Source organism: Aeromonas enterica, from assembly GCF_054052465.1.
Genome location: NZ_JBSTYL010000001.1, coordinates 424,804 through 448,932 on the forward strand (window position 1 = coordinate 424,804; position 24,129 = coordinate 448,932).

The following is a 24,129-nucleotide window of genomic DNA, read 5'->3' on the forward strand; positions in this document are numbered from 1 at the left end:
GCTGGGGTGGCCTTGGTTTTATCGGGCAGCTGGCCCGCATTCACTCTGCGCCGCTATTACTTGGCGTAGTCCTCGGTCGGGATGCAGGAGCAGAACAGGTTGCGATCGCCATAGACGTCGTCGATGCGGTTGACCGACGGCCACAGCTTAGCGGCGCGCACGGCGTCCGACGGGAAAACCGCCTCGGCGCGGCTGTAGCCACGAGACCACTCAGCGTCCATCACGTCATCCTGGGTGTGCGGCGCGTTGACCAGCGGGTTGTCGGCCAAACTCCACTGACCATCCTGCACCTTGGCGATCTCGGCGCGAATGGCGGTCATGGCTTCGACGAAACGATCCAGCTCGCGCTTGGATTCCGACTCGGTCGGCTCGACCATCAGGGTACCCGCCACCGGGAAGCTTATGGTCGGCGCATGGAAGCCGTAGTCCATCAACCGCTTGGCCACGTCCATCTCGCTGATGCCGGACGCCTCTTTCAGCGGGCGGATATCCAGGATGCACTCGTGGGCCACCCGACCGTTGCGCCCGGAGTAGAGCACGGGGAAGGATTCACCCAGCTTCTTGGCCAGGTTGTTGGCGTTGAGGATGGCCACCTGGGTGGATTTCTTCAGTCCCTCGTCCCCCAGCATGGCGATGTACATCCAGCTGATGGGCAGGATGCTGGCCGAACCGAACGGTGCGGCCGACACGGCGCCGTTGTTGCGGCTCTCCTTGTCGGTCTTGACCACTGCGTGGTCCAGACCATGGCATACACCTCCCAACTCTGCGTCGCCGCCAAGTTTTGTGGCAAGTCCCTAGCCATCGAGCACGATGGTAGCGTCTTCTCCTGCGATCACTTCATCTATCCAGTGTATCGGCTGGGAGATATCAAACAGCGCCCCTTGAGCCACTAGACTTCTCCACCCGCCAGGAGACCTATGACATGTCCAAGCGGGACAACCTGCCCGATTACAGCGTCAAGTGCCCCTACTTGACGCTCTGTTGGGGCAAATGCCTCAAGAATCCTCTGGTCAGGGACCCGGATGGTGAGATTGGCCCTAACTCCCTCTGCCCCCGGGTCAAGCTCTTTTTTGATTCCCCCCATATAGGCAGGCATCTCCAACGTGCGCAAAGAGTCGGATCAGGGTAGATAAGCGACGAGCATGGTCACCCTGCACTCATCCACCTTTGTCGATTTTTTGATCTACTCTCTCTGTCGGCCTCTTGCCCTCCTCAACTCATCGATCATCGCGGTGGGTTGCTCCTCTTAGCCGGCCCGGTCCCATTTTTTCTGGTTAACCCCATCTAGGTATCAACGCCAATAAATAACTGACAATGATGATTTTTATTCTCCCAACGTGCAAACCTTTGCCCACGCCATATTATCCGGCCTGACCAAAAATAAATATCGTTACATTTTGCAATGTTCAATCCCATTAAAAACAGCCGTAACACATTAACAAAAAATTAAAAAAAGAAAACGATTTACTATGCAAGACGATATTAATCAACTCATTTCATTTGACCAAACGCGCCATTTTGTTATATGATGAAAATCATAAACCCATTTAGTTTCACTTGAAACTCAAACTAAAATAATAAAAAACAATACCCCGCGCTATATCAAGGACCCCTGTTCCTCTCTTGCCTGAATTTATTTTGGTGGGATGAGCGCAGCTATTTTGGAAGGAAAAATCACACTCACAATTCGGATCCTCTATGTCCATCAACAACATGACCATCGGCAAGAAGCTGAGCGCCGCATTCATCGTATTGGGGCTGATGCTAGCTTCCATCGGCGGTTTCTCCTTGTTGCAATTCGAAAATATGAACTCGCATACGCTGGATATCACAGATGCGGTGATCCCCAGCATCAATCGCGCCAATGATATTCGCAATGTCGCGACCGATCTGCGTCGCCATGAATTGCTCTATTTCGTCAATTTCGATGATGAGCAGAAGCGAAATGAATATCGAGTCATCATGGACAGCAAGCCAGCACAAATGGACATACTCCTCGAGGAATATCGCAAGACGTTGTACGATCAAAACGAAACCCGTCTGTTCGAAGATCTGAAATCCGATTGGCGCAATTACCTGAATTTCTACCATCAGGTAAAAAATACTCTGGAGCGTGGTGATACCCTCAACGCACGTTATATGTTCCTGCACGATGGCACGCCCCTTTACGACAAACTCCACGAGGCCGTCGAGGCGCTTATCAAGATCAACCAAGACTATGCGGTCGAAGGGCGTAGCATGGCCGAACAGGCCTATGGCAACGCACGCCTCAACATCATGATCACCCTGCTGCTGGGGGTCATCGCCGTAGTCGTGTTCGCCACCATCCTGACCCGCCAGATCCGTGATCCCCTGTTGATGCTGGCCGATCAGGCTCAGCAGATTGCGTCCGGCCGTCTGGGGCGCAGCACCCTGTGTGACTGGTTCGATCAGGGCCGCTTCCACAAGGACGAGATTGGCCAGCTTGCCCACTCCATCCGCCACATGAAGGAGGGGCTGACCGACCTGGTCAACGACATCGACGCCTCGGTCAGCCAGCTGAGCTGCGCCGTGGAAGAGGTAAGCACCATCTCGGTTCAGGCTTCCCAGAGCATGCATCAGCAGCAGCAGGAGATTGCCCAGGTCGCCACCGCCATGAACGAGATGCAGACCACGGTACATGAAGTTGCCCGCAACTCCACCGACGCAGCCGTCGCGGCCCAGCACGCCTTTGAAGCATCCCATCAGGGTAACCAGGTCGTGCTGGATGCCATCGACAGCATCGAAGAGGTCTCCAGCCAGCTGGAGCAGACCGGCCGGGTGATCCACAACCTGGAGCAGGAGAGCAGCAATATCGGCGTGGTACTGGACGTGATCCGCGGCATCGCCGATCAGACCAACCTGCTGGCCCTCAACGCCGCCATCGAGGCCGCGCGCGCCGGTGAACAGGGTCGTGGCTTTGCCGTGGTAGCCGATGAGGTGCGCACTCTGGCCAAACGCACTCAGGACTCGACCAGTGAAATCAACAAGATCATCGAGATACTGCAAAACTGCGCCATCGATGCCGGCAATGCCATGCAGGCCAACCGCGACCAGATGGTGACTTCCGTCGAGCTGGCACGCCAAGCGGGCAACAGCATCGGCAAGATCAACGAGGCGGTGACCCATATCACCGACATGAATACCCAGATTGCCAGCGCCACCGAGCAGCAGAACACGGTGACGGGCGAGCTCAACCGCAACATGGTCACCATTCACGAGGTCGCCGACGAGAACGCCCAGGGTGCGCAGCACACGGCCCAGGCCTGTCAGGATCTCAACAAACTGGCTATTCACCTGCAGCAGAGCATCGGCCGCTTCAGCCTGACCTGATACCTATACCAACAACAAGCTCCCCCTATTTTCACGGCGCCATCCGATGGCGCCGTTTTTTATGTCTCTCTCACCCTCTTTATCGCGCGACATAAAAAAGGCCCTGCTGATGCAGGGCCTTATGGTTCGCAAGGTCACGGCGCTTTAGCCACGAACGCCTCTTCTTACTTGGCGTAATCCTCAGTCGGGATGCAGGAGCAGAACAGGTTGCGATCGCCGTAGACGTCGTCGATGCGGTTGACCGACGGCCACAGCTTAGCGGCGCGCACGGCGTCGGACGGGAACACCGCCTCGGCGCGGCTGTAACCACGGTTCCACTGCTCGTCCATCACGTCATCCTGGGTATGGGGCGCGTTGACCAGCGGGTTGTCGGCCAAACTCCAGTGACCATCCTGCACCTTGGCGATCTCGGCGCGAATGGCGGTCATCGCCTCGACGAAGCGGTCCAGCTCGCGCTTGGATTCGGATTCGGTCGGCTCGACCATCAGGGTACCCGCCACCGGGAAGCTCATGGTCGGTGCGTGGAAACCGTAGTCCATCAACCGTTTGGCCACGTCCATCTCGCTGATGCCGGACGCCTCTTTAAGCGGGCGGATATCCAGGATGCACTCGTGGGCCACCCGACCGTTGCGACCGGAGTAGAGCACGGGGAAGGATTCACCCAGCTTCTTGGCCAGGTAGTTGGCGTTGAGGATGGCCACTTGGGTGGATTTCTTCAGCCCCTCGTCTCCCAGCATGGCGATGTACATCCAGCTGATGGGCAGGATGCTGGCCGAGCCGAACGGTGCCGCCGACACGGCGCCGTTGTTGCGGCTCTCCTTGTCGGTCTTGACCACGGCGTGACCAGCCACGAAGGGGGCCAGATGTTTCTTCACGCCTATGGGGCCCATGCCCGGGCCGCCACCGCCGTGAGGAATGGCGAAGGTCTTGTGCAGGTTGAGGTGGGAAACGTCCGCCCCGATAAAGCCCGGTGCAGTGAGGCCCACCTGGGCGTTCATGTTGGCGCCGTCCAGATAGACCTGACCACCGTGCTGGTGAACGATGTCGCACACCTCCTTGATGGTCTCCTCGTACACCCCGTGGGTAGAAGGGTAGGTCACCATCAGGCAGGAGAGCTGGTCCCCCGCCTCGGCGGCCTTGGCGCGCAGGTCGTCGAGATCCACGTTGCCGGACTTGTCACAGGCGGTGACTATGACCCGCAGACCCGCCATCTGGGCAGAGGCCGGGTTGGTGCCGTGAGCGGAAGCCGGAATGAGGCAGATGTCGCGATGACCGTCACCACGGGACTCGTGGTACTTCTTGATGGCGAGCAAGCCTGCGTACTCGCCCTGGGCACCTGAGTTGGGCTGCATGCAGACAGCATCGTAGCCGGTCACTTTCACCAGCCAATCTTCGAGGTCGGCCAGTAGCAGCTGGTAGCCCTTGGCCTGCGCCAGCGGAGCGAACGGGTGCAGCTTGCCAAACTCGGGCCAGGTGACCGGGATCATCTCGGCGGTGGCGTTGAGCTTCATGGTGCAGGAGCCGAGCGAAATCATGGCGTAGTTGAGCGCCAGATCTTTCGCTTCGAGACGATGGATGTAACGCAGCATCTCGGTTTCGGAGTGGTACTTGTTGAACACATCGTGGGTCAGCACGGCATCGGTACGCAGCAGATCCTGCGGGATGGCGTGATGGGCCTGCGCCGCCTTGTCGAGGGCCTCGATATCCAGTCCATGGCCTTGGCCGAGGAAGAGATCGAACAGCTCGGCTACATCGCCGCGGGTGGTGGTTTCAGAGAGGGACACCCCTACCGCACCATCGAGGTCTGCACGCAGGTTGATGCCGAGCCCTTCGGCCTTGGCGATCAGCTCTGATTTGCCCGTGGTCAGCACGGTCAGGGTATCGAACCAGCTGGCGTGCTTGAGGGCGACGCCCTTGGCCTTGAGGCCGAGCGCCAGAATGGTGGTGAGACGGTGCACGCGGGAGGCGATAGTTTTCAGCCCCACCGGGCCGTGGTAAACAGCGTAGAAGCTAGCCATGTTGGCCAGCAGCACCTGGGCGGTACAGATGTTGGAGTTCGCCTTCTCGCGGCGGATATGCTGCTCGCGAGTCTGCATCGCCATGCGCAGGGCAGCCTTGCCGCGGGCATCCTTGGAGACGCCTATGATGCGGCCTGGCATGGAGCGCTTGTAGGCATCGCGGGTGGCGAAGAAGGCGGCGTGAGGACCACCGTAACCCATGGGCACGCCGAAGCGCTGGGCGGAGCCGAATACCACGTCAGCGCCCAGTTCACCCGGGGATTTGAGCAGCAGCAAGGAGAGCAGGTCGGCACTGACGCAGGCCAGCCCTTTCTGGGCTTGCACGGCGGCGATCAGGGCGCGCAGATCTTTCACCTCACCCGTGGTGGTGGGGTACTGGAACAGGGCACCGAATACCTCTTCACTCACCGCCTCGCCGGCGGGGCCGACGGCCACGTCGAAACCAAAGTGCACGGCGCGCTCCTTGACCACGTCGATCACCTGGGGGTGCACGTCATCGGCCACGAAGAAGAGATGGGACTTGGACTTGGCCATGCGCTTGGCCAGCGCCATGGCTTCGGCGGCGGCGGTGGCTTCATCCAGCAGGGAGGCGCTGGCCAGATCCATGCCGGTCAAGTCCAGGGTCAGCTGCTGGAAGTTGAGCAGGGCTTCGAGACGGCCCTGGGCCAGCTCAGGTTGGTACGGGGTGTAGGCGGTATACCAGCCCGGGTTCTCCAGCACGTTGCGCAGGATGACGTGGGGCACATGGGTGTCGTGATAGCCCATGCCGATATAGCTCTTGGCGATCTTGTTCTGGGCGGCGTAGCCCTTGAGCTTGGCCAGTGCCTCCACTTCCGTCATGGGGGCGCCGATGCCGAGCGGGCCCGGCCGGCGAATGGCGGCGGGGACCGTCTGCTCAATCAGATCGTCCAGGCTCTCTGCGCCCACTGTGGCCAGCAGGGCGCGCACTTCTTCCTCACCCGGGCCTATGTGGCGACGGATGAAATCGGTTTTTTGCTCGAGTTCAAACAGTGACTGGGTCATTTCCCTATTCCTGGTATTAAGTCCTGATAACCAAGACCTGATGTTCCTGATAGCCGGCTGATACCGACTCCACTCATGTTCTGGGTCCCGCAGGCTGGGTGCGGCACCGGATGCTGCGCCAGCATCGACAGGGGATCGCCTTGTTGCGTACCGGCCCGCTTGCCCCCTGGCAAGGCCAGGCTGGCAAACGGCAGGCGCGGGCGACTTCACCCTTCCACCGGCCGGCATGTGCCCGGCTGGCGGTCATACAAAGGGGCCCTGCTGTGTTGGCAGGGCCCGGGGGCATTACTCTTCGTCCACCAGGTTCTGGTAGCCTTCGGCATCCAGCAGGTTGGCGAGCTCGCCCGCGTCATCCAGCTTGATGCGGAACAACCAGCCGGCGCCGTAGGGGTCTGAGTTGACCAGTTCCGGGCTGCCTTCCAGCTCTTCGTTGATGGCGATGATTTCGCCGCTCACCGGGCTGTAGATGTCGGAGGCGGCCTTGACCGACTCGGCCACGGCGCAGTCATCACCGGCGCCAATTTGCTTGCCCACTTCCGGCAGGTCGACAAATACCATGTCTCCCAGCAGATCCTGGGCGTGCTCGGTGATACCGACCACGGCCTCGCCGTTGGCTTCAACACGGATCCACTCGTGGGAGGTGGCATATTTCAGTTCGCTCGGGATATGGCTCATTTGTGCTTCCTTCTTATTCACTTGGATCACTTGTACCTGGACCGCGTACAAGGGGTACTGGCGAAGGGCAGCCCCCTTCGCCGCAATGGGGTTGTTACACCAGCTTCTGGCCGTTGCGCACGAAAGCGGGCTTGGTGACTTTGACGGTGACCAGCTTCTTGCGGATCTCCACCTCGGCCTGTTCGCCGATGTCGCGGGGCACCCGCGCCAGGGCAATACTGTAGCCCAGGGTCGGCGAGAAAGAACCCGAGGTGATCACACCTTCCCGCTTCTCGCCGCTGGCGGTGGTGAAGGTGACCGGCATGCCGGAACGCAATACGCCCTTCTCTTCCATCACCAGACCGACCTGCTTGGGCTGAGTGCCCGCCGCCTTCTGTGCTTCCAGCGCGGCGCGACCGATAAATTGGCGGGAGGCCGGCTCGAAGGCCAGGGTCCAGGCCATGTTGGCGGCGAGCGGGCTGATGCTCTCGTCCATGTCCTGGCTGTAGAGGTTCATGCCGGCTTCGAGGCGCAGGGTATCCCGCGCGCCCAGCCCGCAAGGGGCCACACCGTTGTCCAGCAGCGCCTGCCACAGGTCGCACGCCTTCTCTTGCGGCACCACGATTTCATAGCCGTCTTCGCCTGTGTAGCCGGTAGTGGCGATGAAGAGATCCTCCGCCTGCACGCCGAAGAAGGGCTTCATCCCTTCCACTGCCGCATTTTGCTCAGGGGTGAACACCTTGGCCGCCTTGGCCTTGGCGTTGGGGCCCTGCACCGCGATCATGGCGAGCTCGGGACGTTCGGTCACGCTCACGGCAAAATCGATGGCGTGGTGACGGATCCAGGCCAGATCCTTCTCACGGGTGGCGGAGTTCACCACCAGGCGGTAAAACGTATCGCCAAGATAATAGGTGATGAGGTCGTCGATGACGCCGCCTTCCGGATTGAGCATGCCGCTGTAGAGGGCCTTACCCGGGACTGTGAGTTTGGCCACGTCGTTGGCCAGCAGGTGTTGCAGGAAGGCTTTGACCCGCTCGCCGGTCAAGTCGACTATGGTCATGTGGGAGACGTCGAACATGCCGGCATCGGTGCGCACCGCGTGGTGCTCTTCCAGCTGGGAGCCGTAGTTGATGGGCATTTCCCAACCGTGGAAGTCCACCATTTTGGCGCCGGCTTCCAGATGCTTGGGATGCAGTACTGTAGTCTGGATCATCGCTGTGTTTCCTTAAGCGTTCGCGACAACACTCGCAATCCGCCCTCCCCTGACAGCCAACAGGACATTCAATCGCCTGTGCAACAGAAAGAGAAGAGACGGCTGGAGTCTGTGCTCGTTCCAGCCCCGCGGGGCAAGAGTGATTCCTTGAACGCAGCGGATTATATGACAAGCGGGCGAGCCTGCCGCTCAAAAAAAACTAATCCACCGCCAGTAAACAGACCCCAGACACTAAGGTAAAAACAGTGATAAAAACAGTCGAACAGCGACTCACGCGAGATTAAATTTTGATTTTTACCGTTTCGTCACAATTTGAAGAAAAACGTTTCGCCTGCCACCCAGATTAAAGGCTGATGCCCAAAATGGGTCATCAGCCTCGTCAGATTAGTTTTGTTGTAAAAAAACCTGAGTAGTATTAGATTTTTTCACCCTTGGCCAGGGCGGGCAGTTCGCCATCGAGCCCCATGGCAGCCCGGATCACCCCCTGCTTGAGCGGCGCCAGCGCGTCGAAGGCGCACAATCCCACCCCGCGCACCAGCTTCTTGAGGGGGTTCGCCCCGCTGAACAGCCGCTTGAGCCCTTCCATGGCCGCCAGCATGCGGGCCGCCTCGCTCTTGCGCCAGCGCTCGTAGCTGCGCAGGTTGGCCAGCAGGCCTATGTCCCCACCGGCACGATGCGTTTGCACAATCTGCTCCGCCAGCGCCGCCGCATCCAGCAGGCCCAGGTTGACCCCCTGCCCCGCCAGCGGATGTATGGTGTGAGCCGCATCCCCCACCAGTACCAGCCGCTCGCGAGCGAAGTCGCGGGCATAGCGGGCGGTGAGCGGGATGGCGCTGCGCGCCCCTTCCACCTTGCACAGCCCCAGCCGGCCATCGAAGGCGGTGGTGAGCTGGCGGTTGAACTGCTCGTCATCGCAGGCGCACAGTGCCTCGGCCCGGCTGGCGGGCACGGACCAGACGATGGAGCAGAGATCCGGTTGCCACAGGGGCAGGAAGGCGAGCGGGCCTTCCGGGGTGAAGATCTGGCGGGCCACCGCCTCATGAGGCTCGGCGCAACGCACCGTCGCCACCAGAGCGTGCTGGCCGTAGTCCCAGCTGGTGAGCGGAATGTCCGCCTGGCGGCGCACCCAGGAGTGGGCGCCATCGGCGGCCACCACCAGTTTGGCCGACAGCGCGCGGCCATCGTCCAGCAGCAGGAGCGACCCCGCCTCGCCACTTTGCAAGCTGGCGGCCCGGCCCGGGCTCAGCAGCTGTATGTTGTCTGCCTCCCCTGCATTGCCACCAAGAATCGCCTCCAGCAACGCCAGCTGGATGACCCGGTTCTCGACTATGTGACCGAGCGCCCCCTGGCGCAGACTGGCAGCATCAAAGCCAATCTGGCCGAAGCTGTCTTGCTCCCACACCTGCATCTTCTCGTAGGGCTGCAGGCGCCGCGCCGCTATCCCGGCCCAGGCGCCGACCTGCTGCAAGATGCGCTGGCTGGCCAGACTCAGGGCACTGACCCGGTTGTCCGGCGCGTCCCCGAGCTGGGGTTCGGGCAACTGCCCCTCCACGATGGCAATCTTGAGGCCACTCTGCTTGAGCGCGGCGGCGAGCCCCAGGCCCACCATGCCGCCCCCCACTATCACCACATCCACGTTTTGCATCTGCATCATCTGTTCCTTTCGTGGCTGACCGCTGGGTCAGCAGGGGACGCCCGTTGGCATAGCCCCTTTCAATTCGCGATTGACCGCCGCGGGTGGGCGGCGCCCCTCATTTACGGCACAGGTCGGCCACAAACCCCAGGGTACGGGAGGCCAGCGGCGCCTTGAGGCAAGCCAGCCGCCCCATCAGGGAGAGCGCCAAGTTGCGGCCCGCCACCAGCGGATCGTGGCCATTGGAGAAGAGCTGGGCCAGCGAGGAGGTGAGCCAGATGGTCCGGGCCTGATCCTCCTTGCGCAACTGCCAGTAACCGTTCAGCACCGCAAAGCTGCCTATGTCCACCTTCGCCGCGAGCGCGCCAGCAACCGCCTGGGTGAGCAGGTCCAGATCGCGCATGCCGAGGTTGAAGCCCTGCCCTGCTATGGGGTGCAGCAGGTGGGCGGCATTGCCCACCAGCACGGTGCGCTGGGCCAGCGGGTAGTCGGTGGCCGTCAGCACCAGCGGATAGACGTGGCGCTGGCCGCATCGCTCGAAACGGCCCAGCCGCCAGCCAAACGCCTGCTGCAACCGGGCGAGAAAGGCGGCCTCATCCAGCCCCATCAGTTCATCCGCCTGCTCCCGACCGACGCTCCACACCAGGGAGGAGAGCCCATCCTGCATCGGCAGCAAGGCCAGCGGCCCCCCCAGGGTGAAGCGCTCGAACGCCCGCCCGGCGGGATCCTCGGCGGTCTTGACCGTGGCTATGATGGCACTTTGCTCAAAGTCGTGACGAGTGACGGCCATCTTGAAGTGCTGGCGCACGAAGGAGTGACCGCCATCGGCCGCCACCAGCAGCCGGGTCTGGTAACGCTCGCCACTGGCCAGCGTCAGGGTCACGCCCTCCTCAAGCGGCTCAATGGTCGAGAGCTGGGCCGGGCACAGCATATGGATGTGGGGGCAGGCCGCCATCCCCTGTTGCAGTGCCATGCCGGCCGCCGACAGCTCGATCACCTGGCCAAGCGCGGGCAGTCCATATTCCGCCGCCGACAAGCTGGCCTGGCCACAGTGGCCCCGATCCGAGACATGGATCTGGGTGATGGGGGAGCAGAGAGGAGCGAAGCAAGGCCAGAGCCCGTGGCGGGCAAGCGCCTCGCAGGTACCCGCAGAGAGCGCGATGGCGCGGGCATCGAAGCCGGGGTGAGCATTGAGCTCGGGGACGCTCGCCTCCAGCAGCAGGATCTGCAGGGGCTCGCCGTCGGCACCGCGCAGCGCGGCAAGAGAGAGCGCCAGCACGGCGCCGCTCATTCCACCGCCGACGATAGCCACGTCGACGTGAACCAGATCAGATTGAGACATGCGATGAGAGGAAGAAGCTGGAACGTGACCTCATGCTACCACAAAGCGGGGGGCCGGGATGCGAGGCCACGGGCAAAAAACGGCGTCACGACCATGATCTGGTTGAAAAAATACTGAACTGGCCCCTCCATCCGGCCGGATAAAAGCAGAGCGCCACCGGGCGCTCTGCATTGTTTTATGCTGTTTCTGTCGCAGGAGCGATCAGTGCAGGGTCGGCGGCGCGATCGGGCTATCTGGACGCTTGCCAAACTCCTCGAAGGTCATCATGACCCCCAGGCGCACATGCTCGTAAAGCACCAGGAAGGAGGCTTCGTTCTCGTCATCTTCCTGATCGAACTCAGCAGAGACCTGGGTGATGCTGGCGATATCCTGGATCATCTCCTGCAACTCTTCGGACGCCCTGGAAAGCTCCTGCTGCACCACGCCAAACCCGGCCAGAAATGCCTGCGACCAGTCCACCAGCGAATCGATGCGCTCATCGAGCGGCGCCTCATCGCTTGGCAGCAGCAGCTCGACGCCCTTCTGGGCCATCAGACTCTCGACTATCTCGTGATAGAGATCTGTCATCACCTGGCGCACCGTGGCCGGCAAGCCGAAACCGTCGTTGACCAGATCGTTGAAGGGCGGCAGCCAGCTCTTGTCGTCCAGTGCCACGCCACCGCAGACGAGACCGCAGATCACGCCATGGGCCTCCACCGCCGTTGCCATCAGCTCATGCTGTTCCATCAGGTCGGCCACAGCCGTGTATTTCAGGGGGTTCGTTTTGCTCATCGAAGATCCGCTCAAAGTTCAGGCAAATATGCAAAATTAATGGTCAGGATCCTAGCATTCTCCCCCTTCCAGAGCCAGCAAGGCCTTGAAACTTCTGCATCTGCGCTATATAGTCCCGCCCAGTTGTCCACGTGGATAAAGGCGGAAATCAGCACCGCCGTATTGAGGAAGGCATGAGCACAGAGGCCGTAGAAATCGTCATTTTGGGACGTCCCTACAAGGTATCCTGTCCCTTGGGACAGCAGGATGCCCTGCGCCAGGCCGCCGACCAGCTGACTGACAAACTCATCGAGCTGCGTCAACGCTCCAAGGTCTCCAGCAACGAGCAATTGGCGATCATGGCAGCGCTCAATTTTTGCCATGAGCTCTGCCTTGAAAAAGAGAAGAATCACCAATACTCTGAGACCATGGACAAGCGGATCAAGATGCTGCAACGCACCATAGAAGCGGCCTTGATCGAGCACGGACAGTATGGCGAATCCAGCGGCGAGGGCCTGCAGCCCTAATCGCGCACCGTTTTAAAATTCCCTGGGATGTGCGTCAGCCGGTTCAAGTCCCCGAGCCGATAATCATACCCACCAGGGGATCGGCCTTCTGGCTATTGCGCATGCTCGGCACGACCGAGAAGCCTGCGGTCAGATTCGATTCCCGCCTTGAACCTACGGTTCAAGGGCCCAAACCGGCAACGGCATCTCCGGGGTACCAACAGCAAAGAGCCCGTCATCACGATGACGGGCTCTTTCTTTGCCTCCCGTTTACAGATGCCCAGTGCGGCAGCTCATTCTTGTCTGCTCAGGTTCATCCCCTACTTCTCCCCCAGCCCTGGTCCCCACGACACCAGCATCGAGCCAATAAAAAGCCCGCCGGCGAGGGCGGGCTTGTCACTGTGACGAGGCAATCAAACAGCCATCTGTTCGTGAGGTGAGCCATGGTGGCGCAACCAGGCAAAGCTTAGGGCCACAATCAGCACCATCACCACCATGATGGCTCCCAGGGTCACCTGGCCTTCCATCGGGAAGCCGGCTGCCAGCAGGGTGACTATCCCCGCCCCCAGGTTCTGCATCCCTCCAAGGATGGCGCCAGCGGTGCCCGCCTGCCCCGGGAAGGGCTCGATGGCGCAAGAGGTGGCGGTCGGATAGAGAATGCCGCTACCGATAAAATAAACGGCCGCGCCCCCCACCAGAGAAGCCGCACTTACCACGCCGAACAAGCCTGGCAGCAGTATGATCAGCGACCCCAGCGCCAGGAAGACGATGCCAAGGCGCATCAGCTTGCCCTGACTCAACCGAAAGCTCAGCTTGGCGGAAAGCCAGGCGCCAAACAGGTAGCCGGGCAGCGGCAACACGAACAGGACGCTCACGGTGCGGGCGCTCAGCTTGAGCACGTCGCCGAGCAGCACGCCTGCCGCCGCTTCAAACACCGCCAGACCGGCGAAGGTCGCCATCAGGCAGAGCAGGTTGCCCTGAAAGCGCGGATTGCCCAGCACGTGGCGGTAGGCGGCGCCGACCCGCAGTGGCTGTTGACGAGCCGCCTGCGGCAGGGTTTCACCAAACCAGGCCAGCAGGGCCAGGGTGGTCACGGCACCAAAGCCGAACAGGAACCAGTACCCTGCACGCCAGTTGAACAACTCAGTCAACCAACCACCCAGCACCGGCGCCAGCAGCGGGGAGAAGATCACCCCCATGCTCACCAAGCTATTGGCCCGGTTCAGTTCGGCGCCGCTGTAGCGATCGCGCATCACGGTCCGGCTCATGGCACCGCCGGCACCCGTGCCCATCCCCTGGATCAGGCTTCCCACCAACAACGCGGTGAAGCTCGGGATCAGCTGAATGGTCAGAGTCCCCACCAGAAACACCATCATGCCGATGAGCAGTACAGGACGACGACCGATACGATCCGACAGCGGGCCATAGACAAACTGGGAGAGCCCGTACGGAATGAGGTAACAGGCCATCACCGCCTGTAACTGGCCGGAGGCCACGTTGAAGTCCCCCGCCATCATGGGAATGGAGGGCACATACAGGGTCTGGGTCATCTGGCCCACAGCGACCATCAGGATGGTCAGAAAAAACAGAGGGTAAAAACTGTGCCGATACATATCTCAGTCCCGCAAATCATCAAAAAGCTGCCGCACCCCTGGCAGAAACCTGCAGAGGGGATCCAAAAAACAGAGTCAATCAAAGGTGAAAATACAAGGCGGAGAACCCGCACCGGCCGGGAGCAGGACACTCCCTTGGCTTGGCGTGATCTTAGTGATTCAGATCACGAAAAACGAACGAATCTTTGTAATCAGCTTTCCCTAGTTTTTCTAATGTAACGGGGCAATTTGCCCCGTCAGCAATAAAAATCAACGCGTTACCATCTGCTGGGCCTGCTTGACCAAGTCTTCCGGCGCCTCGTTTCGTGGCGGTATGGTGATCCCCTTCTGGCAGGCGGGTTTTTCTGCCATGCGCGCCATCCAGGCTTGCAGATGCGGCAGACCCTCGATGGAGATGCCACTCCAGTCATAAATGCGCACCCAGGGCCAGGTGGCGATGTCGGCAATGCTGTACTCATCGGCCAGGTATTCGTGCTGCGCCAGGTGGCTGTCGAGCACCTCGAACAGACGGCGCCCCTCCTTCTGATAGCGCTCGATGGCGGCCGGGATCTTCTCCGGGAAGTAGCGATAGAAGACGTTGGCCTGCCCCATCATGGGGCCGACCCCGCCCATCTGGAACATCAGCCACTGGATGGCCTGGGAACGACGCTTGGGATCCTGTGGCAGCAACTTGCCCGCCTTCTCTGCCAGATAGAGCAGGATGGCGCCGGACTCAAACACGGCGAAATCGCCGTTATCCCGATCGACGATGGCCGGGATGCGTCCGTTGGGGTTGATGGCCAGAAATTCGGGGGTTTTCTGATCCAGTGCCGACAAATCCAGCGGGATCACCCGATAGGGCAGCCCCAGCTCTTCGAGGGCGATCGCCACCTTGAAACCATTGGGGGTGGCTGCGGTATAAAAATCGATCATCATGAACTCCTTATGATCCACACATTGGCACAGAAACGACCACGGCTGTGCTTATGCCAGATCGGTAAAAACAACGGGATAGACGCCATGCGGACATTTTCCCAAGCTCCGGCATGGCAAAGCGGCACAATACGAGTCAGTTATGACAAATATTGCACCGCTTGAACAGCCCGAAAGAGGGAAGAGAAATGCTAGCTGCACAGCCCCATGGGTTGGCGCTGACGCAGCAAAATGAGACGAGACAACAGCGGGAAGTAGGACTCAAGCTTGCTCAATAACACTCTGCTGCAGGCGGGATCGGCCAGTTCGGATTCGTCCAGTACTATGCCGTTGGAGACAAAATAGAAACGTGGATCCCGCACATCCGGTCCCTGAATGGTGAGAGTTTCATCCCCTCTGCGCATCAGCAGCGGCAATACCGGCAAGCCAAAGGTATCGTTATTGCGCTGCCAAGCAAATTCGGGCCAGGCGGTATCGCCATCGAGCAGCAGTATGGCCGCTTCTTCTTTACCCGGTTGCCACAGTGATGGCTGGGCAATGCTCACCTCGTTGAAGTAGTCGCCATGTCCGGTTGATGCTCTCAAGGCAGCCAGCAGCCTTTGAGTCGTCGCTGTCGACGGTTTTTGACTGACTAATGACAGATTCATGATCCACGTCCCTATGCTCAATGCAGCCTGTTATTCGGTTGCTGTCATAAGACTAGACCAAAAGAAGCCTATATTGGAGCCGTCAGATCTGGCAGTCGTCAAGGTCAGGAAGACGGCGTATAACGGTTGTCATTATCGAAAAGACTGGTATTATACCGCGTCCTTTTATCCCCCGTTCTTTAACATCCAGTGGTGAACCTATGCATCCGATGCTGAATATCGCCGTGCGCGCTGCGCGCAACGCCGGTCAAGTAGTAGTAAAAGCCTTCTCCCAGCCTGAGAACATCGAGGCCATCCAGAAAGGCAGCAATGACTTCGTGACCAACGTTGACCGTGACGCCGAAGCGGCCATCATTCACACCATCAAAAAATCTTACCCGGAACACAGCATCATAGCTGAAGAGTCTGGTGAGATTGCCGGTACCAATCCGGACTACCAATGGATCATTGACCCACTGGATGGCACGACCAACCTCGTCAAGGGCATTCCGCACTTTGCCGTCTCCATCGCCCTGCGCGTCAAGGGCAAGACCGAACAGGCCGTCGTTTACGATCCCATCCGTGACGAGCTGTTTACCGCGACCCGTGGTAACGGCGCCCAGCTGAACGGCTACCGCATCCGTGTCGGCAAAGCCAAAGAGCTGGCTGGCACAGTACTGGCCACCGGTTTTCCGTTCAAGCAGAAGCACCACATCGAGCCGTATCTGAAGATGTTCCAGAGCATGTTCATCGAATGTGCCGACATCCGTCGCTCCGGCTCCGCCGCACTGGATCTGGCCTATGTGGCTGCCGGTCGCGTCGACGGTTTCTGGGAAATCGGCCTCAAGCCCTGGGACACCGCTGCCGGTGAGCTGCTGGCCAAAGAGTCCGGCGCCATCGTCACCGACTTCGTGGGTGGTCACAACTACGAAAACTCCGGCAACATAGTGGTTGCCAACCCGCGCGTCCTGAAAGAGATGCTCGGCAAGATCCGCGAAAACCTGCCGGAGTCCCTGGCCAAGTAAGCCAGCCTCTCGCAGAGCACGCACAAAAAACCCGGCCTTGGCCGGGTTTTTTTATGGCGGCTACAGCAACGATCCCAAGCCCTTCCATAGCAGTGCGGAGCATTCCTCGCAGCCCAGCTGGCGTGAGCGTTCTCCCCACACTCCCTTTCCTGCCAACCGGGTTCACCAAGCTTCACTGCCGATATCGTCCCTTGCCCGCTGCCATCCGCCCACTATCGCAGACCCGGCGTGAAGATCAATTCACTCACTGGGCATCCACCTCCCCCGTCGCCCTGTAAAACAACAAAACCCGGCAAACGCCGGGTTTTGTTGTGTGTCCAGCGGGCATGGACCAGCTCAGCCTAGACCAAGCCGGCATTGCCCTCATCAGGCCAGGCGGAAACGACCTATGGTCTGCTTCAGACCGGCGGCCAGCTGGCTCAGCTCCAGACAGGCACGGGCAGTATGATCGGCACCGATGGCAACCTCGTTGGAGGATTCATTGATCCGCTCCACGTTGCGACCCAGCTCATCGGAGACCGCATCCTGCTCGCCACAGGCACTGGCAATTTGAATGGCCATATCGGCAATCTGGGCGACAGCCTCTTCAATTTGCTGGATGCCATTGCTGGTCTGCTCGCTCTGCACCACGCACTGGCGGATCATGTCACAGCTTTGACCTGTCACCTCTTTCGCCTGGTTGGCGCGCGCCTGCAGGGTTTCTATGATTGTCACTATCTCGCCGGTGGAGGCCTGGGTACGACCCGCCAGGGTACGCACCTCATCGGCCACCACGGCAAAACCACGACCCTGCTCACCGGCACGGGCCGCCTCGATGGCGGCGTTGAGCGCCAGCAGGTTGGTCTGATCGGCGATACCGCGGATCACGTCCACCACCACGTTGATCTGGGCTGATTCACGCTCCAGTTCGGCGACCAGGGTCCCCGCCTGTTCAATCTCCTCGGCGACCCGGGTAATGGCCACCAGCGAGCTCTGTACATCCTGATTGCCGCGACGGGCCAGGGCGTTGGCGGAGCTGGCGGACTCGGAGGCGGTCTCTGTGTTGCCGGCCACGTCGGCCACGGTCGCCTTCATCTGGGTCATGGCGGTCGCCACCAGGGAGATCTCCTGCTGCTGGCTCTGGATCCCTTGTGCCGACTGTTCGGAGACGGCGCTCACCTCTTCGATGGCGGTGCCAAGCTGGGTCACGGCCGCTACCACCTCTTCAATCAGGCCACGCAGGTTGTCCTGCATCTTGAGGGATGCCTTTGCCAGCATGCCCAGCTCATCGCGACCTATGTGCTGGCGATCCAGCTGATGAGTGAGATCACCGGCGGCAATGGCGTTGGCCTGCGCGACCACGGCTTGCAGTGGCAGGCAAATCTGGCGAGTCAGGAACCAGGTCATGGCCATCATGAACAGCAGCAGACCACCTATGCTCACCATGGCAAAACTGGTCACCATGTTGACGCTGTCGAGCAGGCTGCCCCGGTTCTCCTTCACGAAACCGAGGTTCACCTCCACCAGATTGTTGACCGATTGCTCCAGCGCGCCATAGGCGGCGTTGGACTGGAACAGCTGCTCCTTGGCCTGGGCCAGCTGACCTTGTACCAGCATCTGATCGACCGCATTGACCGAGTTCAGGTACTGCTGCCAGTCCTGCTTGGCGCGGTTGAACACCTGGCGTTCTTGATCGGCACCGACCGTGGCCTCATAGGCATGAAAAGCGCGATCGACCTTTTGAACATTGTCCTGGATCCTGCTGCGACGTACCTGCAGATCGGCAGTATCCTCGATCATCAGCAACGCAAACTGGGCACGACGAACATAAGAGACGTCATAGAGCAGGTTTTCCACCGAGAGCACGCTCGGCAGAGTGGAGTCGGTAAAGTTCAACACGCGATCGCGCACGCCGCGCAGCTCGCTGGAGAGAAAAATACCGAATATCACATTGACGGTGGCAATGACCGCAAAGACCACGGCAATCTTCTTACCGATAGACAAATTTTTATAAAACATGGTGGCTGGTGATCCTCAACTGCTGACAAGCAGGTGCACTGTGGCGATCACATCCGTATGAGCTGATACCCGGACATTCCTGACGGGAGATGGGACGTTGCGAAAAACCAAGGGAAGGGCTGGTTTCGCGAGGGCGGCACTTTACCACAGATCCGCCTACTCCTTCACCGGATTTCACGGCGTGAAAGCAAGTTGTTTTTCCACACAACCAGACTTTCATCACAAATTATTTATAGCGACCAAAACATATCAAATAGTTAGCCGATTAATGCAATCGGTCAGCGGGCATGGACAAAGCAGGCTCGCCTCGGTGTAATGCAAGGCCATGGTGATGAGCCATCCTCATCCGCTGTCAATCGAGGTCATGTTTATGGATAACGCGTCGGCGCTGCCGGTTTCCTCCTGGTCAATCCAGCTGCGCGAGCAGATGCAGGCTCGCCCGCTGACCGCGATCGGTCTGCTCATCGCCCTGGCAGCCGTGTTGTTGTTGCTGTTGCAAAGTCTCATCATGCTGGCGGCTGGCGACATCAGTTCGGGTGCCCGTTATGGCCTCATCGGCGGGCTGGCAGGCTTTGCCGCCACCGCCCTCGGGGCCCTGCCTGCCCTCTTTTTGCGCGCCGTGCCGCAACGGGTAGAAGACAGCATGCTGGGCTTTGCCGCCGGCATGATGCTGGCCGCCAGTGCCTTCTCCCTGCTGCTGCCTGGACTCGAGGCGGCGGAAGGGATCACCGGGGATGGCTTCCTTGCCGCTGCCGTGGTAGTGGCTGGCATGACGCTCGGCGTGCTCTTGATGCTGGGGCTGGATCAGTTTACTCCCCATGAACACGACAAAACGGGCCCCTGCGGCCCCGGCCATGAGAGTTGCTCACGGGTCTGGTTGTTCGTGTTTGCTATCGCCCTGCACAACCTGCCGGAGGGCATGGCCATCGGCGTCAGTTTCTCCCAGGGAGACATGTCGGTGGGGCTGCCGCTCACCACGGCTATCGCACTGCAGGACATTCCGGAAGGGCTGGCGGTAGCGCTGGCCATGTGCGCCGCCGGCTTTCGACCCTCACTCGCCGTGCTGGTCGCCATCGGCAGCGGTCTGCTGGAACCGCTCGGCGCCCTGCTCGGGGTGGGCCTCTCCAGCGGCATGGCCATCGCCTACCCCATAGGGCTGGGGCTGGCTGCAGGCGCCATGTTGTTTGTGGTCTCCCACGAGGTGATCCCGCAGACCCACCGTAATGGTCACCAGACCCACGCCACTCTGGGACTGATGGCCGGCTTCGCCCTCATGATGACACTCGACACCGCATTGGGTTGATAACATGCTGATAAATATCCTAATGTTTCATTCGTTGACGATACTGACATAGCTGGCATCGGGATCTCCCCGTGCCTTCATCGAGGCCTGAATGAGATGAGATCCTGGATGGTTGCACTACTTTGCCTGCTTGCCCCTGCGCTATGGGCAGCCAGTGCGACCGAGGTCTACCACACGGCGGCGCAGTCGGAGTCAGCCCCAAAGTACATTGAAAACCCGGATGGACACGTCGGCGGGATCTGCGTCGATCTGTTTCGACTCATGGAGCAGCGAGAGCCCGCCCTGCGGATCCAGGGCGATCAGATCTTCCGTCCGCTGAAACGGCTGGAAAAGAGCGTGTTGCACGGTCAGCTCGATTTTATCTGTGGCGTCGGTGACAACCCTGCCCGCCGCAACCACTTCATCTATCTGCAACCGCCCATCTTCACGGTGCGCTACCACCTGGCGGTACGCAGCGACGACCCCATCCATATTCGTCACTGGGACGATGTCAGGGCCCTCGGCAAGGAGGGCGTGATCCTCATCAACCATGGCAGCGGGGCCATAGAGCGGCTGCAAGCCATCGGCGGACTTCTCATCGACAGTGGCGGGATCAACAGCACCGCCAACTACGACAAGCTGCGGATGAAACGGGGGCGCTTCATCTATTACCGCTCACCCGGCTTTGAATTCGATATTCACCAGCACCAACTCACCGGCCAGGTGCGCATACTCCCCACCGTCATGGAAGAAACCCCCTTCTACATACTGTTTCATCAACACACGTCACCCGCGCGGCTGGCCTTGTTTGCCAACACGCTGCAACAACTGGCTGACAGCGGCGCGCTAACAAGGCTGGCGGAACAATACCGCTAGGCAAGGGATACACCACTTTCTTCTCTTCCTCTTTATCTGCCTCTTGGCGACAATCTCGGAATGCTCGGCGCATTCGCCAACTTTTGTTATGATCCACAACAACTTATTCGGCCACGCGGCCATCGAAACGAGGTGAGTGATGAAAGTAGGTATTATCGGCGCCATGGAACAGGAAGTGGCCCTGCTGCGCAGCCAGATAAACGAGCCAACCACCCTGCAACTGGGCGGTTGCGAGTTCTATCAGGGGATGCTGGCGGGCAAAGAGGTGATCCTGACTCGCTCCGGCATCGGTAAGGTCGCCGCCAGCGTCGCCACCAGCCTGCTGCTGGAAAAATTTGCCCCGGATTGCGTGATCAACACCGGCTCCGCCGGCGGCTTTGCCCAGGATCTGCATATAGGTGACGTGGTCATCGCCAGCGAAATGCGCTTCCACGACGTGGATGTGACCGCCTTCGGCTACGAGATGGGCCAGATGGCGCAGCAACCCGCCGCCTTCCCCTGCGACGAGAAGCTGATCGCGGTGGCCCAGGATTGCATCGCTGAGCAAGGCAAGCATCAGACCAAAATTGGCCTCATCTGTACTGGCGATCAGTTTATGTGCAAGCCCGAGGCGATTGCGAAAGCCCGTGCCGATTTCCCGCAGATGCTGGCAGTCGAGATGGAAGGGGCCGCCATCGGCCAAGTTTGCCACATGTTCAAGATCCCCTATCTGGTAGTGCGCGCCATGTCAGACATCGCCGGCAAGGAACAGGTTGAATCCTTCGACGCCTTCATCGAGGTGGCGGGCCAACATTCGGCCGAGATGATCATCAAGATGCTCGGCAAACTGTGATCGACCTCGCCACGCTGGAACAGATGGCCGCCACTCCGGCGGCCATCTTGCTCGGGGCCGCGCTGCTGGAAGCCATACTCCCCTGGCCAGCCCAGTTCAGGCTCTCCGCCCTGGTGCCCCTGCTGACCCGCCTCGGCCACAAGGTACACAGGCCCGATGGCGCACCCAGGCAGCAATTCCAGGCCGGTCTGCTGGCATTGCTGGTCGTCTGGCTGCCATGCGCCGCCGGGCTCTGGGCGGTGCGCAACCTTTCCCTCTCGGAGCCGCTTTTTGATCTGCTATTTCTGCTGCTGATGATAGAGTCGCGCCCGCTGCGAGAGCTGGCCAAGGCCACCCGTTTGTTGGCAAGTCAGGAGACGCTGGTGGTTGCCCGTCTGCAGGCCGCCCCCTGGCTCAGGCGCGATACCGGCAAACTCTCCGTGATGGGGGTCGCCAAGGCGGTCAGCGAGACCTGCGCGCTGCGGCTGACGGGGCAATGGGCAGGCCCCTTGCTGGGGTTTGCTCTGGCTGGCGTTCAGGGCGCCCTGCTGTGGCGACTCGCTCAGCTGATGAACCAGGGCTGGAGCCCCAAACAAGCGGCATTCAGTCACTTCGGTCGCACCGCTGCCGTGCTTTATCAGGGGCTCTGTACCCCCGCCATCCTGCTGCTGGCACTGCCCCTGTGCCTGACCCAGTTGCGCCAACTGGGGGCTCGCCTGCGCACGGCCATACGGTGGCCCTACCCTGCCATGGGCGCCTTGCTGACGCTGCTGTCCCACTCGCAGGGGGTCCGGCTGGGCGGCCCACGCTATTACCAGAACACCCTGTTTCGCTTCCCGGTGTTCGATGCGGTGAACGACCCTGATGCCAGCGGTGCGCTGCGTGTGCTCAACCGGTTGCAACAGGTTGGCTGGGGCTGGCTGACACTGGCAGTTCTCTTCACCGCACTGGAGCAACTGCATGGCTAGATATGTCACTCTGATCTGCCTATTCTGCTGGCCACTGACGCTGCTGGCGGCTGCGCCGATGCGCATCGTCAGCCTCACACCCCATCTGACCGAGCTACTGTTTGTCATCGGTGCCGGCGATCGCATCGTCGCCACCGATGATGCCTCCGACTTTCCACCCGAAGTGACAGCACGGCCGCACGTGGCCAACTACCGCAGCATCAACCTGGAAGCCCTGCTGGCCCAGAAACCGGATCTAGTAGTGGCCTGGCGCTCGGCCCAATCCCGCATGCTGGCTCCCATAGAGCAATTGGGCATTCCGGTGTTCTACTCCGAGCCCACGGATTTCACCTCGCTGGCCACGGAAATGCGGGCGCTGGGAAAACGGTTGGAGCTGGAACGAGCCGCCAATGTCCAGGCTGATGCCTATCTCGCCAGATTGGCCGCACTCAAGCAACGCTACGGCCAGCCCAAGCATATCAAGGTGTTTTATCAGCTCTGGTATCCCCCCCTGACCAGCGTCAGCGGTTCCGCCTGGCCGGCTCAGGCCATCGAACTGTGCGGAGGGGACAACCTGATGGCCAATGCCAAGACTCCCTACCCTCAAGTCAGTCTGGAGCAGGTGATCAAGGCCAACCCGGCACTGATCCTCGCGGGGAGCCAAGATCCCGGCGATCTCCGTCACTGGCAGCAGTGGCCCATGATCGATGCGGTCAAACTCCAGCGTCTGCAACTTATCAACTCGGACGAACTGCACCGCTTCACTCCGAGGGCACTCAATGCGGTGGAACAGATATGCAACACCATTGAGGGAACACAGTAACCAAAATCGGCTTGCACACTGTGTAACCGAGTAATGTTTCACAGCGTTGTTTCCCAAATCGGAGTGACCTGAATTGAACTTATGGTGGAGACGGTGATCTGATCACCAAATCCCTCTTCAAATCAGCATCATGGGCAAGTCGCTTCACGCCATATCCAACTGGTCACAGTACAACCGTTCCCTGGTCAAACGCGGCTCGCTAACGTTCTGGGTTGATGAGAATGTCGTTCATAACTGGTTCCATCAAGAACATCATGGCCGACGGGGACGAAGCTCCCTCTACACCGACCAGACCATCTGTACCTTTCTCATGCTCAAGGGCATTTTCAACCTCTCCCAGCGGGCGACACAGGGCCTGCTCGACTCGCTGTTTGAGCTGATGAATGTGCCGCTGTGTGCCCCCGACTACAGCTGTGTCAGCAAACGCGCCAGTACAGTGAAGGTGGGATACCGCCGGCCCCCCAAGGGCAAGGTTACCGATTTGGTTATCGATTCCACCGGCTTGAAAGTGTTTGGCGAGGGCGAATGGAAGGTCAGAAAGCATGGCCATGACAAGCGCCGGGTCTGGCGCAAATTGCATCTGGCGGTAGACCCGGCGAGCCACAACATCGTGGCAGCCGAGGCCTCGTTGGAAAATATTCATGATGCAGAGGTGTTGCCGACCCTGTTCAATCCGCTACGCCGAGCCCTTGGGACCGTGTATGCCGATGGCGCATATGACACCAA

At 60.1% G+C, this 24,129-nt stretch carries 20 protein-coding genes, 1 other RNA gene and 1 pseudogene; 11 read left to right on the forward strand and 11 right to left on the reverse strand.

Features of this window, described 5'->3' with window-relative positions:
* Positions 1-56: 56 nt before the first annotated feature.
* Positions 57-734: pseudogene (locus ACW5XD_RS02110) on the reverse strand (glycine dehydrogenase (aminomethyl-transferring)); the annotation flags it as partial.
* A gap of 9 nt (positions 735-743) precedes the next feature.
* Here ACW5XD_RS02110 and ACW5XD_RS02115 point away from each other — a divergent pair.
* Both ACW5XD_RS02115 and ACW5XD_RS02120 read left to right on the forward strand, forming a co-directional pair.
* The gene (locus ACW5XD_RS02115) at positions 744-893 is read left to right on the forward strand and encodes an SPASM domain-containing protein (RefSeq protein WP_456493401.1); all 150 of its coding nucleotides are present in this window, start codon (positions 744-746) and stop codon (positions 891-893) included.
* 805 nt (positions 894-1,698) lie between these two features.
* Positions 1,699-3,351, forward strand: a complete 1,653-nt coding sequence (locus ACW5XD_RS02120; RefSeq protein WP_456493402.1) for a methyl-accepting chemotaxis protein — start codon at positions 1,699-1,701, stop codon at positions 3,349-3,351.
* A gap of 164 nt (positions 3,352-3,515) precedes the next feature.
* On the opposite strand, the gene gcvP is transcribed toward ACW5XD_RS02120, so the two are convergent.
* The 6 genes from gcvP to ACW5XD_RS02150 form a co-directional block, all read right to left on the reverse strand.
* Positions 3,516-6,392, reverse strand: coding sequence for an aminomethyl-transferring glycine dehydrogenase (gene gcvP / locus ACW5XD_RS02125; protein WP_456493403.1), 2,877 nt, complete (start codon positions 6,390-6,392; stop codon positions 3,516-3,518).
* Between the two features lie 285 nt (positions 6,393-6,677).
* Positions 6,678-7,067, reverse strand: coding sequence for a glycine cleavage system protein GcvH (gene gcvH / locus ACW5XD_RS02130; RefSeq protein WP_456493404.1), 390 nt, complete (start codon positions 7,065-7,067; stop codon positions 6,678-6,680).
* Positions 7,068-7,161: 94 nt separating this feature from the next.
* Positions 7,162-8,259, reverse strand: a complete 1,098-nt coding sequence (gene gcvT / locus ACW5XD_RS02135) for a glycine cleavage system aminomethyltransferase GcvT (protein WP_456493405.1) — start codon at positions 8,257-8,259, stop codon at positions 7,162-7,164.
* A gap of 415 nt (positions 8,260-8,674) precedes the next feature.
* Positions 8,675-9,910: an FAD-dependent 2-octaprenylphenol hydroxylase gene (locus ACW5XD_RS02140; RefSeq protein WP_456493406.1), complete on the reverse strand. Its 1,236-nt coding sequence runs from the start codon at positions 9,908-9,910 to the stop codon at positions 8,675-8,677.
* A 100-nt stretch (positions 9,911-10,010) separates the two neighbouring features.
* Entirely contained in the window at positions 10,011-11,234 is a 1,224-nt protein-coding gene (gene ubiH / locus ACW5XD_RS02145; RefSeq protein WP_456493407.1) for a 2-octaprenyl-6-methoxyphenyl hydroxylase, read from the reverse strand.
* Positions 11,235-11,435: 201 nt separating this feature from the next.
* Positions 11,436-12,005: a UPF0149 family protein gene (locus tag ACW5XD_RS02150; RefSeq protein WP_456493408.1), complete on the reverse strand. Its 570-nt coding sequence runs from the start codon at positions 12,003-12,005 to the stop codon at positions 11,436-11,438.
* A 173-nt stretch (positions 12,006-12,178) separates the two neighbouring features.
* Here ACW5XD_RS02150 and zapA point away from each other — a divergent pair, with 173 nt between their 5' ends.
* Positions 12,179-12,511, forward strand: coding sequence for a cell division protein ZapA (gene zapA, locus ACW5XD_RS02155; RefSeq protein WP_042865847.1), 333 nt, complete (start codon positions 12,179-12,181; stop codon positions 12,509-12,511).
* A gap of 16 nt (positions 12,512-12,527) precedes the next feature.
* A non-coding RNA gene (gene ssrS, locus ACW5XD_RS02160) (6S RNA) lies at positions 12,528-12,710 on the forward strand.
* 193 nt (positions 12,711-12,903) lie between these two features.
* On the opposite strand, the gene emrD is transcribed toward ssrS, so the two are convergent.
* The 3 genes from emrD to ACW5XD_RS02175 all read right to left on the reverse strand — a co-directional run bounded on the left by emrD (position 12,904) and on the right by ACW5XD_RS02175 (position 15,662).
* Entirely contained in the window at positions 12,904-14,103 is a 1,200-nt protein-coding gene (gene emrD / locus ACW5XD_RS02165) for a multidrug efflux MFS transporter EmrD (RefSeq protein WP_456493409.1), read from the reverse strand.
* Between the two features lie 249 nt (positions 14,104-14,352).
* On the reverse strand, positions 14,353-15,015 hold the full coding sequence (locus tag ACW5XD_RS02170) for a glutathione S-transferase family protein (protein ID WP_456493410.1): 663 nt from the start codon (positions 15,013-15,015) through the stop codon (positions 14,353-14,355).
* Positions 15,016-15,206: 191 nt separating this feature from the next.
* Positions 15,207-15,662, reverse strand: coding sequence for a hypothetical protein (locus ACW5XD_RS02175; RefSeq protein ID WP_456493411.1), 456 nt, complete (start codon positions 15,660-15,662; stop codon positions 15,207-15,209).
* A gap of 200 nt (positions 15,663-15,862) precedes the next feature.
* On the opposite strand from ACW5XD_RS02175, the gene suhB reads away from it, so the two are divergent.
* Positions 15,863-16,666, forward strand: a complete 804-nt coding sequence (suhB, locus tag ACW5XD_RS02180) for an inositol-1-monophosphatase (protein WP_005310327.1) — start codon at positions 15,863-15,865, stop codon at positions 16,664-16,666.
* 366 nt (positions 16,667-17,032) lie between these two features.
* Here the strand turns inward: suhB and ACW5XD_RS02185 are convergent, their stop codons facing one another.
* The gene (locus ACW5XD_RS02185) at positions 17,033-18,664 is read right to left on the reverse strand and encodes a methyl-accepting chemotaxis protein (RefSeq protein WP_456493412.1); all 1,632 of its coding nucleotides are present in this window, start codon (positions 18,662-18,664) and stop codon (positions 17,033-17,035) included.
* Positions 18,665-19,034: 370 nt separating this feature from the next.
* On the opposite strand from ACW5XD_RS02185, the gene ACW5XD_RS02190 reads away from it, so the two are divergent.
* The 6 genes from ACW5XD_RS02190 to ACW5XD_RS02215 all read left to right on the forward strand — a co-directional run.
* The gene (locus tag ACW5XD_RS02190) at positions 19,035-19,967 is read left to right on the forward strand and encodes a ZIP family metal transporter (RefSeq protein WP_456493413.1); all 933 of its coding nucleotides are present in this window, start codon (positions 19,035-19,037) and stop codon (positions 19,965-19,967) included.
* Between the two features lie 108 nt (positions 19,968-20,075).
* A complete protein-coding gene (locus tag ACW5XD_RS02195) occupies positions 20,076-20,822 on the forward strand; it encodes a substrate-binding periplasmic protein (protein ID WP_456493414.1) in 747 nt (248 codons plus the stop codon).
* Between the two features lie 139 nt (positions 20,823-20,961).
* Positions 20,962-21,654 carry a 5'-methylthioadenosine/S-adenosylhomocysteine nucleosidase gene (mtnN, locus tag ACW5XD_RS02200; protein WP_456493415.1) on the forward strand — a complete coding sequence of 231 codons (693 nt, stop codon included), beginning with the start codon at positions 20,962-20,964 and terminating at the stop codon, positions 21,652-21,654.
* Positions 21,651-22,601: a cobalamin biosynthesis protein CobD/CbiB gene (locus tag ACW5XD_RS02205; RefSeq protein ID WP_456493416.1), complete on the forward strand. Its 951-nt coding sequence runs from the start codon at positions 21,651-21,653 to the stop codon at positions 22,599-22,601. The genes mtnN and ACW5XD_RS02205 overlap by 4 nt, the downstream gene beginning before the upstream one ends.
* Positions 22,594-23,403, forward strand: coding sequence for a cobalamin-binding protein (locus ACW5XD_RS02210; protein WP_456493417.1), 810 nt, complete (start codon positions 22,594-22,596; stop codon positions 23,401-23,403). Before ACW5XD_RS02205 ends, ACW5XD_RS02210 begins: the two co-directional genes overlap by 8 nt.
* 130 nt (positions 23,404-23,533) lie before the next feature.
* The coding region (locus ACW5XD_RS02215) for an IS5 family transposase (protein WP_456493418.1) at positions 23,534-24,129 on the forward strand (596 nt) is incomplete at its 3' end.